Source organism: Cellulosimicrobium sp. So1_17 (assembly GCF_055181235.1).
In genome coordinates this window covers 1,181,318-1,197,098 of sequence record NZ_CM143702.1, presented here as the reverse complement: position 1 = coordinate 1,197,098, position 15,781 = coordinate 1,181,318, and the positions used below count along the sequence as shown (strand labels likewise).

Here is a 15,781-nt window from a genome sequence, read left to right as displayed (position 1 = left end):
CCCCCGGTAGGCTCGCCGCCATGACCGACGTCGCACCCGCCGTGACCGAAACGATCGAACGCACCCTCGTCCTCGTCAAGCCCGACGGCGTCCGCCGCGGCCTGTCCGGCGAGATCCTCCGCCGCATCGAGACCAAGGGCTACACGCTCGCGGCCGTCCGCCTCCTCGACGCGACCCCGGAGCTGCTCGCCGCGCACTACGCCGAGCACGAGGGCAAGCCGTTCTACCAGCCGCTCGTCGACTTCATGCTGTCGGGCCCGATCCTCGCGGTCGTCGCCGAGGGTCAGGGCGTCGTCCCCGGCTTCCGCTCGCTCGCCGGGGCCACCAACCCCACCGAGGCGGCGCCCGGCACGGTCCGCGGCGACCTCGGCCGCGACTGGGGCCTGAAGGTCCAGCAGAACCTCGTCCACGGCTCCGACTCGCCCGAGTCCGCCGCGCGCGAGATCGCGCTCTGGTTCCCCGAGCTGGGCTGACGACCGGGTCATCGGCGGGCGCCGGGCAGCGCCCGCCGACACCGTCTCGGGGGAGGGGGCGGGTCGTCGCGGGTCTACCATCCGCCCGCTCGTTCCTCGCGGGCTCCCGCCAGACCCGCCACGACCCGCGACGACCCGCCCCGCCCCCGCTCCGGCGTCGGCTCGTCTGGACCGGCACCACGCACGTCCGGCAGTCGAGCCGCATCTCACCTCCTGGCCGAACCCCGGGTTGTGTGGCACGAACCGGTGTGTCTGACGCACAAGCCGGGGTTCGGCGCGTGACGGTGGCGCACGACCCCGGGTTCGACGCCGGGCCCGTCGGTCGACGACGTGCGCCTCGCCTGCCGCTCGCGTCCTCGGGTCGCCTGCCGTTCGCCACCGCGCAGATGCGCGGGATCGTGGGGAGGCCGGTCTAGGCTCGGGCCGTGCACCTCAAGACGCTGACGCTCCGGGGCTTCAAGTCGTTCGCCTCCGCGACGACGCTGAGCTTCGAGCCCGGCGTGACGTGCGTCGTCGGCCCGAACGGCTCGGGGAAGTCGAACGTCGTCGACGCGCTCGCCTGGGTGATGGGGGAGCAGGGTGCGAAGACGCTGCGCGGCGGCAAGATGGAGGACGTCATCTTCGCCGGCACGACCGGCAGGCCGCCGCTCGGGCGTGCCGAGGTCGCGCTGACGATCGACAACACCGACGGCGCGCTGCCGATCGACTACACCGAGGTGACGATCTCCCGCACGCTGTTCCGCAGCGGTGGCTCCGAGTACGCGATCAACGGGTCGCCCTGCCGCCTGCTCGACATCCAGGACCTGCTCTCCGACTCGGGCCTCGGGCGCGAGATGCACGTCATCGTCGGGCAGGGACAGCTCGACGCCGTGCTGCGCGCGACGCCCGAGGACCGGCGCGGGTTCGTCGAGGAGGCCGCCGGCGTCCTCAAGCACCGCAAGCGCAAGGAGAAGGCGCTCCGCAAGCTCGACGCGATGCAGGCCAACCTCACGCGGCTCGCCGACCTCACGACCGAGGTGCGACGCCAGCTCGGCCCGCTCGGCCGGCAGGCGGAGATCGCGCGCAAGGCCGCCACGATCCAGGCCGACGTGCGCGACGCCCGTGCCCGCCTCCTCGCCGACGACCTCGCCCAGCTCATGGCGACCCTCGAGCAGGAGATCGCCGACGAGGCGGCGCTCCGCGCACAGCAGGCGGACGTGGAGCGGCAGCTCGCCGGCGCGCGGGACCGGCTCGCGGCCGACGAGCGTGACGCCGCCGCCGCGGCTCCGGCGCTCGGCGCAGCGACCGACGTCTGGTACCGGTTGTCGTCGCTGCGCGAGCGCCTGCGGGGGACGCAGACGCTCGCCGAGGAGCGGCTGCGGCTCCTCGGCCGGCCGGAGCCCGCGCACCGGGGCCAGGACCCCGACGAGCTCGAGCGGCAGGCAGAGCGCGTGCGGGCGACCGAGGCGGAGCTCGAGGACGAGGTCGCGCGGGCGCGCGCGGCCCTCGACGCCGCCGTCGCGGAGCGCGAGGACGCGGAGGCGTCCGCGGGGGAGGCGGAGCGCGCCGTCGCGACGCTCCTGCGCGGCGCCGCGGACCGGCGCGAGGGGCTCGCGCGGCTCGCGGGCCAGGTCGCCGCACAGCGCTCCCGGGTCGAGGCCGCGGAGGCGGAGATCGGCCGCCTGCGCGAGTCGCTCGCGGAGGCCGAGCGCCGTGGCGCGCAGGCGAGCACCGAGTTCGCCGTCCTGGAGACCCAGGTGGTCGGCGTCGAGGAGGGCGAGGAAGGGCTCGACGCCGAGCACGAGGCCGCGGCCGACGATCTCGAGCGCACGGCGACAGCGGTGGCGACCCTCGAGGAGCAGGCGGGCCGCGCCGAGCAGGAGCGGGCCACGTGGAGCGCGCGCATCGACGCGCTCGAGCTGAGCCTCGACCGCAAGGACGGCGCCGGGGCGCTGCTCGCGGCCGACCAGGTGGGCGTCGTCGGCTCGCTCGCGGCGATGCTCGGCATCGAGGCCGGCTACGAGGACGCGATCGCCGCGGCCCTCGGCCCGGCGGCCGACGCGGTCACGGTCGAGTCCGTCGACGCCGCGGTCGACGCGCTGAGGTACCTGCGGACCGAGGACGCCGGCCGCGCGGGGCTCGTCGTCGCCGGGGACGCGAGTGGCGACGGCGCGGCGGACCGGGCGGCGACGCCTCCGCTGCCCGACGGCGCGCGGTGGGCCGTCGACGTCGTGACCGCGAGCGGCGGCGTCCGGCGCGTCGTGGCGACGCTCCTCGCGGACGTGACCGTCGTCGACGACCTCGCGCGGGCCCGCGAGCTGCTCGCGGCCCGGCCCGGGGCGGTCGCCGTGACGCGTGCGGGCGACCTGCTGGCCTCCGGGCGCGCCTGGGGCGGCAGCGCGTCGGCGCCGAGCGTCCTGCACCTGCAGTCCGCGCTCGACGAGGCCCGGTCCGCCCACGGCGAGGCGACCGCTCGCGCCGAGCGCGCGCGGTTCGGTCTCGTCGCCGCACGAGAGGCGCAGACCGCGGCGCGCGCGCGCCACGACGAGACGCTCGAGCGGCTCAACGAGTCGGACGCCCGTCTCGCGGCCGTCGCCGAGCAGCTGGGACACCTCGGTGCCACCGCGCGGTCGGCCGCCGCCGAGGCCGAGCGTGCGCGGGCGACGCTCGCGCGGGCGTCGGACGGGCTCGACGAGGCCCGGGCGGCGCTCGCCGAGCTCGTCGAGCGGCTCGACGTCGCGCAGGAGGCGCCGGAGCAGTCGGAGGACGCGCTGACCGACGCCGGCGCCGACCGGGACCGGCTCGCCGCCGGAGCGGTCGCGGCCCGCGCGCGCGAGACCGAGGCGCGGCTCGCGCTGCGCACGAGCGAGGAGCGGGCCCGTGCCGTCGCCGGGCGCGCCCACGGCCTGGCCCGCGCGGCCGCAGCAGAACGTGACGCGCGAGAGCGCGCGGCACGGCGCGAGGAGGTCCGCGCCCGCCAGGCCGCCCGGGCGGCCACCGTGCGCGACGGCGCCACGCGCGCGCTGTCCGCGCTCGAACGATCCCTCGCCCGGGCAGGCGAGGAGCGCGACGCGGCCGAGGCCGCGCGGGCCGAGCGCGACGCGGCCGTCACCGCGGCGCGGGCCGCCGTCGACGGGCTCGCGACGCGACTGCGCGAGCTCACCGACGTCGCGCACCGCGACGAGGTCGCCCGCACCCAGCAGCAGCTGCGCATCGAGCAGCTCCAGGTGCGCAGCGTCGAGGAGCTCGGCCTCGCCCCCGACGTCCTCGTCGACGAGTTCGGCCCGCACCGCCCGGTCCCGGTCACGGGAGCGGCGGCCGACGCGGACGAGGACGACGAGGCGCGTACCGTGCCCTACGACCGCGCCGCCCAGGAGAAGCGGCTGAAGGCCGCCGAGCGCGACCTCGGCCGCCTCGGGAAGGTGAACCCGCTCGCCCTCGAGGAGTTCGCGGCGCTCGAGGAACGGCACAAGTTCCTCGCCGACCAGCTCGCGGACCTCAAGAAGTCCCGTGCCGACCTGCTCGAGATCGTCCGGGAGATCGACGAGCGCGTCGAGCGGGTCTTCGCGGACGCCTACCGGGACACCGCGGAGCAGTTCGAGCGGGTCTTCGCGCGCATGTTCCCCGGCGGGGAGGGGCGGCTCGTCCTCACCGACCCGGACGACCTCCTCACGACGGGCATCGAGGTCGAGGCGCGGCCGGCGGGCAAGAAGGTCAAGCGGCTCTCGCTGCTGTCGGGGGGCGAGCGCTCGCTCACGGCCGTCGCGCTGCTCGTCGCGATCTTCAAGGCGCGGCCGTCACCGTTCTACGTCATGGACGAGGTCGAGGCCGCGCTCGACGACGTCAACCTGGGTCGTCTCCTCGAGATCTTCCGCGAGCTCCAGGAGGACTCGCAGCTCATCGTCGTCACCCACCAGAAGCGGACCATGGAGATCGCCGACGCGCTGTACGGCGTGACGATGCGCGGCGACGGTGTGACGACCGTCATCAGCCAGCGCCTGCGCGAGGCGCGCGAGCCGCAGCCGGCGTGACCTGCTGGTCCTGAGCGCAGCCACCTGGACGAACCGTCAGCGTCCGCGCGGACCGGACAATCACCGAGAAAACGTTGCAATTCCGCGCCTTGTGAAGATGTGGTGCTGATTGGTCGCCCTCCCGCGCGCCGGTTCGCTCTCGCCCTCTTCCCCCGGATACTGGGACCCATGGTGTGGATGTTCGTGTGGCTCGGGATCGCGCTCGGCGCTGCCGCTGTCGTGTTCCTCTTCGCGAGCGTCGTCGCCCGGTCCGAGTCGGCCGCCACCGACGACCAGGGTCTCGGGGGGTTCTGGCGGAACTTCCGTGGCGGGCTGCGCCCGGGACGCCGGCGGCGCGGCACGGAGGAGGCGCGCCACGTCGGCACGGTCCGTCTGCCCAAGCCGGTCGACTCGACGATGGACGAGTTCTTCACCGCGACAGAGGTCTCATCGAGGGCCTACGTCGACGCCGAGGAGCTCACCGAGGTGCTGCACCGAGCGCGCGAGCGGGCGACTCGTCCGCTGCACGTGCACGTCGAGCGCTCGCGGAGCGCGGCGCTGCCCGCCGCGGCCCCGACGGACGAGGGCACGGACGACGGCGCGACGACCGTCTGAGAGACTGCCCGCGTGAACGACCTCCTTCCTCTCTGGATCCTGCTCGGCCTCCTCGTCGTCGTCGGCCTCGTCACGGGCGGCGCGATCTCGGTCCGCCGGCGTCGCCGGGCGCCGGGCGCCGGGCCTGCCCCTCGGCCGACGGGCGTCACGACGCCACGGGCGGCGGAGCACGCCGACGACGGACCGCGAGGTACCGCCGGGACGGCGGTGCTCGACCCCGACACGGCCGTCGTCGAGCCCGAGACACCCTCCGCGCCCGCCGTCGAGCGCCCCGAACCGGTCGGGGGGCGCCTCGTCCGGCTGCGCGAGCGGCTCGCCCGCTCCGGCTCCCCGCTCGGCGCCCGCCTGCTCTCGGTCCTGTCGCGCGACCACCTCTCGGAGGACGACTGGGACGAGCTGGAGGAGACGCTCCTGCTCGCCGACGTCGGCGCGGGCCCGGCCGGAGAGCTCATCGAGAGCCTGCGCACCAAGGTGCGCGTGCTCGGTGTGCGGGACGCTCAGAGCGTGCGGTCCCTCCTGCGCGAGGAGCTCGTCGCGCTCGTCGACCCCACGTTCGACCGGTCGCTCGCGACCACGCCCACGACGACGCAGGACGGCCAGGTCCCGGCCGTCGTGCTGGTCGTCGGCGTCAACGGCACGGGCAAGACGACGACCGTCGGCAAGCTCGCGCGGGTGCTCGTGGCGGAGGACCGCAGCGTCGTGCTCGGTGCGGCCGACACGTTCCGCGCCGCCGCCGCGGACCAGCTCCAGACGTGGGGCGCGCGCGTGGGCGTGCCGACCGTGCGCGCGGACCGCGACGGCGCCGACCCTGCGGCCGTCGCGTTCGACGCGGTGCGCCGCGGGCGGGTCGAGGGCGCCGACGTCGTCCTGGTCGACACGGCGGGCCGCCTGCAGAACAAGGCAGGGCTCATGGACGAGCTCGGCAAGATCCGGCGCGTCATCACCAAGGAGGCGCCCCTGTCGGAGGTCCTCCTCGTGCTCGACGCGACGACGGGCCAGAACGGTCTCAACCAGGCGCGCGTGTTCGGCGAGGTCGCCGGCGTGACCGGGATCGTGCTCACGAAGCTCGACGGCACCGCCCGTGGTGGCATCGTCGTCGCGGTGCAGCGCGAGCTCGGGGTCCCGGTGAAGCTCGTCGGGCTCGGAGAGGGTCCCGACGACCTCGCCCCGTTCGACGCAGGGGAGTTCGTGGACGGACTGCTGGGGGGCTGACCGAGGTCACGGACGTATCACGGTCCGATCACGCCCGTGTCGCGATCCGGACCTCCTGAGCACCCGGACGACCCCGGAAACGGAACGTTTACCTCCGAGCGCTGCTTGTCACACCCGCGTAACACGACGACACCCCCGGCGAAACCCGCTCCCACCAACGTTGTCCCCGACCGGCCGCCCGGCTGGCGAGGGGAGATGATCCGATGGAGTGGGACACCGGGGCTACCGCGTGGATGCTGATCTCAGCATCCCTCGTGCTCCTGATGACGCCCGGACTGGCGTTCTTCTACGGCGGCATGGTCCGCGCCAAGTCCGTGCTGAACATGATGATGATGTCGTTCGGGGCCATGGCCGTGGTCGGCGTCGTGTACGTGCTGTGGGGCTGGTCGATGTCCTACGGCGAGGCGGGGACGGGCGGGCTCTTCGCGAACCCGTTCGCGCAGTTCGGTCTCTCGGGAGCGATCACGGACGCCGAGGGCAGCGCCGTCGCCAGCACGCTCGGCAACTACCCGAACGTCGTCGACATCGCCTTCCAGGTGACGTTCGCGATCATCACGGTCGCGCTGATCTCCGGTGCGCTCGCCGACCGCGTGAAGTTCGGCACCTGGCTCGCGTTCACCGCGATCTGGGTCACCGTCACGTACTTCCCGCTCGCCCACATGGTGTGGGGCGGCGGCTTCCTCTCGAGCAACGAGAACGGCCTCGCGGCGATGGTCTTCGGGACGACGGACGGCGCAGCCACGGTCGCACCGATCGACTTCGCCGGCGGCACGGTCGTCCACATCAACGCCGGTGTCGCGGCGCTGGTGCTCGCGCTGCTCGTCGGCAGGCGCAAGGGCTTCGGCTCCGAGCCGATGCGCCCCCACAACCTGCCGTTCGTCATGCTCGGCGCGGCGCTCCTGTGGTTCGGCTGGTTCGGCTTCAACGCGGGCTCGGCGTTCGGCGCCAACGAGACCGCCGGCCTCGCCTGGGTCAACACGACGTCCGCGACCGCCGCGGGCATCATCGGCTGGCTCCTCACCGAGAAGATCCGTGACGGCCACGCCACGTCGCTCGGCGCCGCGTCCGGCGTCGTCGCGGGCCTCGTCGCCATCACGCCCGCCGCGGGCGCCCTCACCCCGGTCACGTCGATCGTCCTCGGTGTCGTCGCCGGTGCGCTGAGCGCCCTCGCGGTCGGTCTCAAGTACCGCTTCGGCTACGACGACTCGCTCGACGTCGTCGGCGTCCACCTCGTCTCGGGCCTGTGGGGTACCGTCGCGATCGGCTTCCTCGCCGCGGACACGGGCCTGTTCTTCGGCGGCGGTGCCCAGCAGCTCGTCGTGCAGATCCTCATCGCCCTCGTCGCGATCGTCTTCTCGGCGGTCACCACGCTGGTCATCGGCCTCATCCTCAAGGTGACCATGGGCTGGCGCGTCAGCGAGGACGCCGAGGTCGGCGGCATCGACCTCGCGGTGCACGGCGAGACGGCGTACGAGTCCATCCAGCAGGGCAGCGTCATCAAGGAGGTTCGGGCATGAAGCTCGTCACGGGAATCATCCAGCCCCACCGTCTCGACGACGTGAAGTCGGCGCTCGAGGCAGCGGGTGTGCGCGGCATGACCGTCAGCGAGGCCAGCGGCTACGGCCGGCAGAAGGGCCACACCGAGGTCTACCGCGGCGCCGAGTACACGGTCGACCTGGTCCCCAAGGTCCGCATCGAGGTGCTCGTCGACGACGCCGACTCGGCCGTCGTCACCGAGGTGATCGTCAAGGCCGCGCAGACCGGCAAGATCGGCGACGGCAAGGTCTGGACGGTCCCGGTGGAGGACGTCGCCCGGGTGCGCACGGGCGAGCACGGCCCCGGCGCCCTGTGAGGATGCTGATCCGCGCATGACGGACAACGCCGACACCCCGACCACGGGCGGGGTCGCGGGGGGATCGGCGGAGCACGGTACGGAGGTCCCGCACCCCGACGGGGTGCGGGACCTCCGCGCTCGCACGCTCGAGCTCGCCCGCTCCATGAGCGGGCGCGGCCGCAGCGGCGTCGCGCGCCGCGCCGCCGTCGTCGACCTCGTGACCACGAGCCTCGCGATGCTGTGGAAGGAGGCGACGGACGACGTCGCCCCCGACGGGATCGCGCTCGCGGCCGTCGGGAGCCTGGGCCGCGGCGACATGGGCCCGGCGAGCGACCTCGACCTGGTGCTCGTGCACGACGGGCGCACGCACTCCGCGGAGGAGATCGCCCGCGTCGCGGAGCGCCTCTGGTACCCGCTGTGGGACGCGGGCGTCGACCTCGACCACTCCGTGCGGTCGCTCTCGCAGTGCCGCCAGGTGGCCTCGAAGGACGTGCCCGCGGCCGTCGGCTGGCTCGACGTGAGCGCCGTCGCCGGGGACGCCCTCGTGGTCCACCGCGCGTCGTCGGCGGTGCTGACCGACTGGCGGTCGGCGTCGCGCCGCCGGCTCCCGGAGCTCCTCTCCTCGACCCGCGACCGGGCCGAGCGCTCCGGCGAGCTCGCCTACCTCATCGAGCCCGACCTCAAGGAGTCGCGCGGCGGCATCCGGGACGCGGTCGTCCTCTCGGCGCTCGCGGCGACGTGGCTCACGGACCGGCCGCACGGGTCGGTCGACCGTGCCTACGCCCACCTGCTGGACGTGCGCGACACGCTGCAGGTCGTCACGGGCCGCCACACGAGCCGTCTGCTGCTCGCGGACCTGGACGAGGTGGCCGACATGGCCGGGCACGACGACCCCGACGAGCTCCTCGCGAGCCTCGCCGAAGCGGGTCGGGAGATCTCCTACGCGCTCGACACGACCGTGCGCCGGGCCCGCCAGGCGCTCCAGCGTCCCTCGGTCTCGCGCCGGCCCGTGCTCATCCGCGGTCGCCGCGCCGCACCGCGCCTGCGCTCCGTGGGCGACGGTCTCGTGGAGCACGACGGCGAGCTCGTGCTCGCCGTCGACGCGCACCCGGCGTCCGACCCCCTCCTGTCGCTGCGCGCTGCGGCGACCGCCGCGCGCACCGGCCTGACCCTCTCGCCGGTGTCGGTCGCGAGCCTGGCCGAGTGCCCTGCGTTGCCCGAGCCCTGGCCGAAGGCCGCCCGGGCGGCGCTCCTGTCGCTGCTGGGGTCGGGTCAGGCGCAGGTGGCGGTCTGGGAGGCGCTCGACCTCGCAGGCGTCGTCACGACGTGGATCCCCGAGTGGGCCGGCGTGCGCAACCGTCCGCAGCGCGCCGCGGTGCACCGGCACACCGTGGACCGTCACCTCGTCGAGGTCGTCGCCCGTGCGTCGCGCGACCGCAAGGACGTGGCGCGGGGTGACCTGCTCGTGCTCTCCGCGGTGCTCCACGACATCGGCAAGCGCGCGGGCGCGCAGGACCACTCGGTCGAGGGAGCGCGCCTCGTGCCCGTGATCCTCGGGCGGATGGGTTTCGACGCGGGCGTGGTGTCCGACGTCGAGCGCCTCGTGCGGCACCATCTCACCCTGTCGCGGCTGGCGGTGAGCGAGGACCCGGACGACCCCGCGACCGTCGCCGAGCTCGCCGCGGCCGTCGACCACCGGCCCGAGCTCCTCGAGGTCCTGCGGGCCCTCACGGAGGCGGACGCCTCGTCGCTCGGCCCGAACGCGTGGACCGCGTGGCGTGCCCGGCTCGTCGACGACCTCGTCGGCGCGACGATGCGGGTGCTCCGGGCGGACGACGACGCCGGGCCCCGGGCGCCCGGGTAGGCTTGACCCTCGCGGACGCGCCGTACCGTGCCCTCTCGGTGAGACGGAGCCGGGTGGTGCGCGTCCGCTCCCGAGACGACCGGCGACTGGTGAGGATGACGCGGTGTTCAACACGCTGTCGGACCGACTGACATCGACCTTCAAGAACCTGCGGGCGAAGGGTCGGCTGTCCGAGGCGGACATCGACGCGACGATCCGGGAGATCCGTCGCGCGCTGCTCGACGCCGACGTCGCCGTGCCCGTCGTCCGGGAGTTCACCGCGACCGTGCGCGAGCGCGCGCTGTCCGCGGAGGTCTCCGGGGCGCTCAACCCGGCGCAGCAGGTCGTCAAGGTCGTGAACGAGGAGCTCGTCGCGATCCTCGGCGGGGAGAGCCGGGGGCTGCGGTTCTCGAAGACCCCGCCGACGGTGATCATGCTCGCCGGCCTCCAGGGCGCGGGGAAGACGACCCTCGCGGGCAAGCTCGCCCTGCACCTGCGCGAGCAGGGACACACGCCGCTGCTCGTCGCGGCCGACCTCCAGCGGCCGAACGCCGTCACGCAGCTCTCGGTCGTCGCCGAGCGCGCGGGCGTCCCGGTGTTCGCCCCGCACCCGGGCAACCAGAGCGGCGTCGAGGTCGACGACGTCATCGGAGACCCGGTCGCGGTCGCTCGCGACGGGCTCGAGACGGCACGCCAGCGCCAGCACGACGTCCTGATCGTCGACACCGCGGGCCGTCTCGGCCTCGACTCCGTGCTCATGCAGCAGGCCGCGGACATCCGCGACGCCGTGAGCCCCGACGAGATCCTCTTCGTCATCGACGCGATGATCGGTCAGGACGCCGTCGCCACCGCGAAGGCCTTCGAGGAGGGCGTCGACTTCACGGGCGTCGTGCTCACGAAGCTCGACGGCGACGCGCGCGGCGGTGCGGCCCTGTCCGTCACCGGCGTCACCGGTCGCCCGATCCTCTTCGCGTCCACGGGCGAGAAGCTCACCGACTTCGAGGCCTTCCACCCCGACCGCATGGCGTCGCGCATCCTCGACATGGGCGACGTCCTCACGCTCATCGAGCAGGCGGAGAAGGCGTTCGACGCCGAGCAGGCCGCGAAGATGGCCGAGAAGCTCGAGTCCGGTCAGGACTTCACGCTCGCGGACTTCCTGGTGCAGATGCAGCAGATGAAGAACATGGGCTCGATGAAGAAGATGCTCGGCATGCTGCCGGGCATGGGCCAGATGCGCGAGGCGCTCGAGAACTTCGACGAGCGCGAGGTCGACCGCATCGAGGCCATCATCCGCTCGATGACCCCTGCGGAGCGCGAGAATCCCAAGATCATCAACGGCTCGCGCCGGGCCCGCATCGCGAAGGGCTCCGGCGTGCGGACGTCCGACGTCAACCAGCTGCTCGAGCGGTTCGCGGGCGCGCAGAAGATGATGCGCCAGATGGGCCGCGGCGGGGGTGTGCCCGGGATGCCCGGCATGGGCAACCTGCCGGGGATGGGCGGCAAGAAGTCCCGCGGGCGCCAGGTGCCGCAGCGCAAGGTGAAGGGCAAGTCCGGCAACCCGGCGAAGCGCGCGGAGCAGGAGCGCGCCGCGGCGGCACGCGCCGCGGGGGAGTCCGTGCGCCCGGCGTCGCCCGCAGGGTCGGCGTTCGGGGTCGGCACCGGCGCGAGCACCCAGGCACCGCAGGTCCCTGACGACCTCGAGCTGCCGCCGGGGTTCGAGAAGCTCCTCGGCCGCTGACCGCACGTCCCACCCTCCTCACCCTGGAGCCGCATGTCCGCGCTGGAAGGCCCGTCGCTGCACGTCCGCGGCCATGTCCTCATCGGTGACGACCGGGAGGTCGGCGACCTGTGGGTCAAGGGCGGCCGCGTCAGCCTGACCCGCCCGTCGGCCCAGGGCACGAACATGGTCGACCTCGAGGGCTGGGTGCTGCCCGGTCTCGTCGACGTGCACTGCCACGTCGGGCTCGGCGCCGACGGCGCGGTCGACACCGCCACGGCCCAGGCCCAGGCGCTCGCGGACCGCGACAGCGGCGTGCTGCTCGTCCGCGACGCCGGCTCCCCGGCGGACACGCGGTGGGTGCACGGTCGGCGCGACCTGCCCCGGCTCGTGCGTGCCGGTCGTCACATCGCGCGACCGAAGCGGTACCTGCGGCACTACGGGCTCGAGCTCGACGACCCGGCGCAGCTCCCCGAGGCCGTGCGTCGCGAGGCGCGCGCCGGGGACGGATGGGTCAAGCTCGTCGGGGACTGGATCGACCGCGACCTGGGCGACCAGGGGGACCTGCGCCCGCTGTGGCCCGACGACGTGCTCGCCGAGGCCGTCGCGGTCGCGCACGCCGAGGCGGCCCGCGTCACCGTGCACGCGTTCTCCGACGAGGTGATCCCGTCGCTGCTGGCCGCCGGGGTCGACGGGATCGAGCACGGCACGGGCATCCACCCCGACCTCATGTACGAGATCTCGGAGCGTGGCATCGCCGTCACGCCCACGCTGCTCCAGGTGGGGCGCTTCGAGGACATCGCCCGGCAGGCCGACGGCCGCTACCCGAGGTTCGCCGCCCGCCTGCGCCGCCTGCACGCCCGGCGGTACGAGCAGGCGCGCGCCCTGCACGACGCGGGGATCCAGCTCCTGGTCGGGACCGACGCGGGCGGGACGATCGGCCACGGCCGGCTCGCCGACGAGTGCGCCGAGCTCGTCGCCGCCGGGATCCCGCCCGCCGCCGTCGTCGCCGCCGCGAGCTGGCAGGGTCGCGAGTACCTCGGCTTCACGTCGCTCGTCGAGGGGGCGTCGGCCGACTTCGTCGTCTACCCGGCCGACCCGCGGCTCGACGTCGAGGTCCTGCGCGCGCCGACCGCCGTCGTGCTGCGGGGCGAGATCGTGCGGCAGTAGCCAGGTTGGCCGGGCCCCCGGCCGTCTGGCACAATGGCCCCGTACTCGGCGTGCCCGGCCCCTCTCTCCGTGCTCGCCGTGTCCTGAACCCCACCCACGTCCTGGTCCCCACCGGACGCGCGCGGGTTCACCCATACCAGAACCAGGAGTGACCACCACAGTGGCCGTCAAGATTCGTCTGAAGCGTCTCGGCAAGATCCGGGCGCCGTACTACCGTGTCGTCGTCGCGGACTCGCGCACCAAGCGTGACGGTCGCGTCATCGAGGAGATCGGCAAGTACCACCCCACCGAGGAGCCCTCGTTCATCGAGATCACCTCGGACCGTGCGCAGTACTGGCTCGGCGTCGGCGCGCAGCCGACCGAGCAGGTCCTCGCGCTCCTCAAGATCACCGGCGACTGGCAGAAGTTCAAGGGCCTGCCGGGCACCGAGGGCACCCTCCGGGTCAAGGGCGAGAAGGCCGACCCGGCCGCCGCCATCGAGGCCGCCGCCGCCGACGCCGAGAAGGTCAAGGCCACGGCTGCCCAGAAGAAGTCGGAGCCCGCACCCGAGGCTGCCGACTCCGCCGAGACCGCAGCTGCCGGCGACGAGGCCTGATGCTCGCCGAGGCCCTCGAGCACCTGGTGCGCGGCATCGTGGACAACCCGGACGACGTCCGGGTCGGCTCGAAGACGCTGCGTCGCGGTGACCTGCTCGAGGTCCGGGTCCACCCCGACGACCTCGGCCGCGTGATCGGTCGTGGCGGGCGTACCGCGCGCGCCCTGCGCACGGTGATCGGGGCCCTGGCGACCGACGGGCCCGTGCGGGTGGACGTCGTCGACGTCGACCGCCGCTGAGCGTCCTCGAAGGACCACGTCCCGTGAGGGACTCGAAGACCCGGCCCGCCGCGAGGTGGGCCGGGTCTTCTCGCTCCTGGACCCGTCCGGGACACGGACCGCCCGAGCACGGGCCGTCCCACGACACGACCAGAGGAGCACGACCATGCAGCTCACCGTCGCCCGCGTCGGCAAGGCGCACGGGCTGCGCGGCGAGGTGGCCCTCGACCTGCGCACCGACGACCCGGAGACCCGGCTCGCCGTCGGCGCCGCCCTCCCGACCGAGCCGGCCGACGTCGGCCCTCTCGTCGTCGCGTCGGTGCGGGTGCACCAGGGGCGCTGGCTCGTCCGCTTCGAGGGCGTCGGCGACCGGACGGCCGCGGAGGCGCTGCGCGGGACCCAGCTCGTGGTCGAGGTCGAGGAGTCCGACGAGGAGGACGCCTGGTACTCGCACGAGCTCGCCGGCCTGCGCGCCGAGTCGACGGACGGCACGGAGCTCGGCCGCGTCGAGGGTCTGGAGGAGGCCCCGGCGCACGACCTGCTCGTCCTGCGCGAGCCCGACGGCACCCGCACGCTCGTCCCCTTCGTGCGCTCCATCGTGCCGGTCGTCGACGTCCCCGGGGGGCGCGTCGTGCTGGACCCGCCGGGCGGCCTGCTCGCGTCCGACGCCGACCGGCTCGACGTCGCGACGCCCGAGGAGGGCTGACGTGCGGATCGACGTTGTCACGATCTTCCCCGACTACCTGGCCGCGCTCGACCTGTCCCTCGTGGGCAAGGCGCGGACGGCGGGGATCGTCGACCTGCGTGTGCACGACCTGCGCGACTGGACGACCGACCGTCACCGCACGGTCGACGACACCCCGTTCGGCGGGGGAGCGGGCATGGTCATGCGTCCCGACGTGTGGGGCAGGGCGATCGCGGACGTCGCGCGCCCGGAGCCTTCCGGAGAGCCCGACGGCGCCGGCGTCCCGGGTGTGCGCGCGCACCTGGTCGTCCCGACGCCGTCGGGCCGCTCCTTCACGCAGCGCACGGCGGAGGCGCTCGCGGGGGAGGACCACCTGGTGTTCGCGTGCGGGCGCTACGAGGGGATCGACGCGCGCGTCGCCGAGCACCACCGCGCCGCCGGCGGCACGGTCAGCGAGCTCTCGATCGGCGACTACGTGCTCAACGGCGGTGAGGTGGCGACCCTCGTCATGATCGAGGCGGTGGCCCGGCTGCTCCCCGGCGTCGTCGGGAACCCCGAGTCGCTCGTCGAGGAGTCGCACGGCGCCGCCGGGCTGCTCGAGTACCCCGTGTACACCAAGCCGCCGGCGTGGGAAGGTCTCGAGGTCCCGGAGGTCCTGCTGTCGGGGCACCACGCACGGATCCACCGGTGGCGCCGGGACGAGGCGCTGCGACGCACGGCCGCGCGGCGGCCCGACATGGTGCGGGCGCTGGACCTCGCGGCGCTCGACCGTCGCGACCTCGAGGTCCTCGCCGAGTCGGGCTGGACGCCTCGCGACGGCCGTCTCGACCGAGAGGGCTGACGGTCCGGCGCGGCGGTGTGGCAGAATGGACCCTCGGTGCGCGCCGACTCCCGGACTCTGCCACAGGGGACGTCCGGGACACGACATCAGCTCGACGGCACGACACGCACCGCCCTGACGAGATCAGCCCGGGTCATCCTGGGCCACGAGCACGCGTCCCGACCTGTGGCGGGCGAGGAGAACATCATGCACACGCTGGACAGCGTCGACGCAGCATCGCTGCGCAGCGACGTCCCGGACTTCCGTCCCGGTGACACGCTCAAGGTCAACGTCAAGGTCGTCGAGGGCAACCGCTCCCGCGTCCAGGCGTTCCAGGGCGTGACCATCGCGCGCCAGGGCCACGGCGTCCGCGAGACCTTCACGGTCCGCAAGATCAGCTTCGGTGTCGGCGTCGAGCGCACGTTCCCCGTGCACTCGCCCTCGATCGAGTCGGTCGAGGTCGTCACGCGCGGTGACGTCCGCCGCGCCAAGCTCTACTACCTGCGTCAGCTTCGCGGCAAGAAGGCGAAGATCAAGGAGAAGCGCGAGACGCGCTGACCGACCGCAGCCACGAACGGGCGGCCGTCCCCACGGGGACGGCCGCCCGTCC

General features: G+C 74.1%; 14 protein-coding genes. All 14 read left to right on the top strand.

Going from position 1 to position 15,781, the window contains the following annotated elements:
* Window positions 1-20 precede the first annotated feature (20 nt).
* The 14 genes from ndk (at window position 21) to rplS (ending at window position 15,729) form a co-directional block, all read left to right on the top strand.
* The gene (gene ndk, locus ACZCLJ_RS05390) at window positions 21-473 is read left to right on the top strand and encodes a nucleoside-diphosphate kinase (protein ID WP_463105699.1); all 453 of its coding nucleotides are present in this window, start codon (window positions 21-23) and stop codon (window positions 471-473) included.
* 425 nt (window positions 474-898) lie between these two features.
* Window positions 899-4,483, top strand: a complete 3,585-nt coding sequence (gene smc, locus ACZCLJ_RS05385) for a chromosome segregation protein SMC (protein WP_463105698.1) — start codon at window positions 899-901, stop codon at window positions 4,481-4,483.
* Window positions 4,484-4,651: 168 nt separating this feature from the next.
* The gene (locus tag ACZCLJ_RS05380) at window positions 4,652-5,077 is read left to right on the top strand and encodes a hypothetical protein (RefSeq protein ID WP_463105697.1); all 426 of its coding nucleotides are present in this window, start codon (window positions 4,652-4,654) and stop codon (window positions 5,075-5,077) included.
* Between the two features lie 12 nt (window positions 5,078-5,089).
* Window positions 5,090-6,289 (top strand): signal recognition particle-docking protein FtsY, encoded by a 1,200-nt coding sequence (ftsY, locus tag ACZCLJ_RS05375; RefSeq protein ID WP_463105696.1) that lies wholly within the window; start codon window positions 5,090-5,092, stop codon window positions 6,287-6,289.
* A gap of 203 nt (window positions 6,290-6,492) precedes the next feature.
* Window positions 6,493-7,806 carry an ammonium transporter gene (locus ACZCLJ_RS05370; protein WP_251150646.1) on the top strand — a complete coding sequence of 438 codons (1,314 nt, stop codon included), beginning with the start codon at window positions 6,493-6,495 and terminating at the stop codon, window positions 7,804-7,806.
* Window positions 7,803-8,141 carry a P-II family nitrogen regulator gene (locus tag ACZCLJ_RS05365; protein WP_251150647.1) on the top strand — a complete coding sequence of 113 codons (339 nt, stop codon included), beginning with the start codon at window positions 7,803-7,805 and terminating at the stop codon, window positions 8,139-8,141. The genes ACZCLJ_RS05370 and ACZCLJ_RS05365 overlap by 4 nt, the downstream gene beginning before the upstream one ends.
* 16 nt (window positions 8,142-8,157) lie before the next feature.
* Window positions 8,158-9,987: a [protein-PII] uridylyltransferase gene (locus tag ACZCLJ_RS05360; protein WP_463105695.1), complete on the top strand. Its 1,830-nt coding sequence runs from the start codon at window positions 8,158-8,160 to the stop codon at window positions 9,985-9,987.
* Between the two features lie 103 nt (window positions 9,988-10,090).
* Window positions 10,091-11,704 (top strand): signal recognition particle protein, encoded by a 1,614-nt coding sequence (gene ffh, locus ACZCLJ_RS05355; protein ID WP_251150649.1) that lies wholly within the window; start codon window positions 10,091-10,093, stop codon window positions 11,702-11,704.
* A gap of 33 nt (window positions 11,705-11,737) precedes the next feature.
* Window positions 11,738-12,853 (top strand): amidohydrolase family protein, encoded by a 1,116-nt coding sequence (locus ACZCLJ_RS05350; protein ID WP_251150650.1) that lies wholly within the window; start codon window positions 11,738-11,740, stop codon window positions 12,851-12,853.
* Between the two features lie 160 nt (window positions 12,854-13,013).
* The gene (rpsP, locus tag ACZCLJ_RS05345; RefSeq protein ID WP_463106360.1) at window positions 13,014-13,448 is read left to right on the top strand and encodes a 30S ribosomal protein S16; all 435 of its coding nucleotides are present in this window, start codon (window positions 13,014-13,016) and stop codon (window positions 13,446-13,448) included.
* Complete coding sequence (locus ACZCLJ_RS05340; protein WP_251150651.1) at window positions 13,448-13,687, top strand: RNA-binding protein; 240 nt, start codon at window positions 13,448-13,450, stop codon at window positions 13,685-13,687. The genes rpsP and ACZCLJ_RS05340 overlap by 1 nt, the downstream gene beginning before the upstream one ends.
* 145 nt (window positions 13,688-13,832) lie before the next feature.
* Window positions 13,833-14,372 carry a ribosome maturation factor RimM gene (rimM, locus tag ACZCLJ_RS05335; RefSeq protein WP_251150652.1) on the top strand — a complete coding sequence of 180 codons (540 nt, stop codon included), beginning with the start codon at window positions 13,833-13,835 and terminating at the stop codon, window positions 14,370-14,372.
* 1 nt (window position 14,373) lies between these two features.
* Window positions 14,374-15,192 carry a tRNA (guanosine(37)-N1)-methyltransferase TrmD gene (gene trmD, locus ACZCLJ_RS05330; RefSeq protein WP_463105694.1) on the top strand — a complete coding sequence of 273 codons (819 nt, stop codon included), beginning with the start codon at window positions 14,374-14,376 and terminating at the stop codon, window positions 15,190-15,192.
* Between the two features lie 186 nt (window positions 15,193-15,378).
* Window positions 15,379-15,729 carry a 50S ribosomal protein L19 gene (gene rplS, locus ACZCLJ_RS05325; RefSeq protein WP_251150654.1) on the top strand — a complete coding sequence of 117 codons (351 nt, stop codon included), beginning with the start codon at window positions 15,379-15,381 and terminating at the stop codon, window positions 15,727-15,729.
* Window positions 15,730-15,781: the final 52 nt, after the last annotated feature.

Bases quoted from the DNA above. Each gene is read 5' to 3' on its own strand.
- ACZCLJ_RS05340 (WP_251150651.1), top strand. From the start codon at position 13,448: ATGCTCGCCGAGGCCCTCGAGCACCTGGTGCGCGGCATCGTGGACAAC.
- ACZCLJ_RS05365 (WP_251150647.1), top strand. From the start codon at position 7,803: ATGAAGCTCGTCACGGGAATCATCCAGCCCCACCGTCTCGACGACGTG.
- ACZCLJ_RS05380 (WP_463105697.1), top strand. From the start codon at position 4,652: ATGGTGTGGATGTTCGTGTGGCTCGGGATCGCGCTCGGCGCTGCCGCT.
- ACZCLJ_RS05350 (WP_251150650.1), top strand. From the start codon at position 11,738: ATGTCCGCGCTGGAAGGCCCGTCGCTGCACGTCCGCGGCCATGTCCTC.
- rplS (WP_251150654.1), top strand. From the start codon at position 15,379: ATGCACACGCTGGACAGCGTCGACGCAGCATCGCTGCGCAGCGACGTC.
- ACZCLJ_RS05370 (WP_251150646.1), top strand. From the start codon at position 6,493: ATGGAGTGGGACACCGGGGCTACCGCGTGGATGCTGATCTCAGCATCC.
- ndk (WP_463105699.1), top strand. From the start codon at position 21: ATGACCGACGTCGCACCCGCCGTGACCGAAACGATCGAACGCACCCTC.
- ACZCLJ_RS05360 (WP_463105695.1), top strand. From the start codon at position 8,158: ATGACGGACAACGCCGACACCCCGACCACGGGCGGGGTCGCGGGGGGA.
- rimM (WP_251150652.1), top strand. From the start codon at position 13,833: ATGCAGCTCACCGTCGCCCGCGTCGGCAAGGCGCACGGGCTGCGCGGC.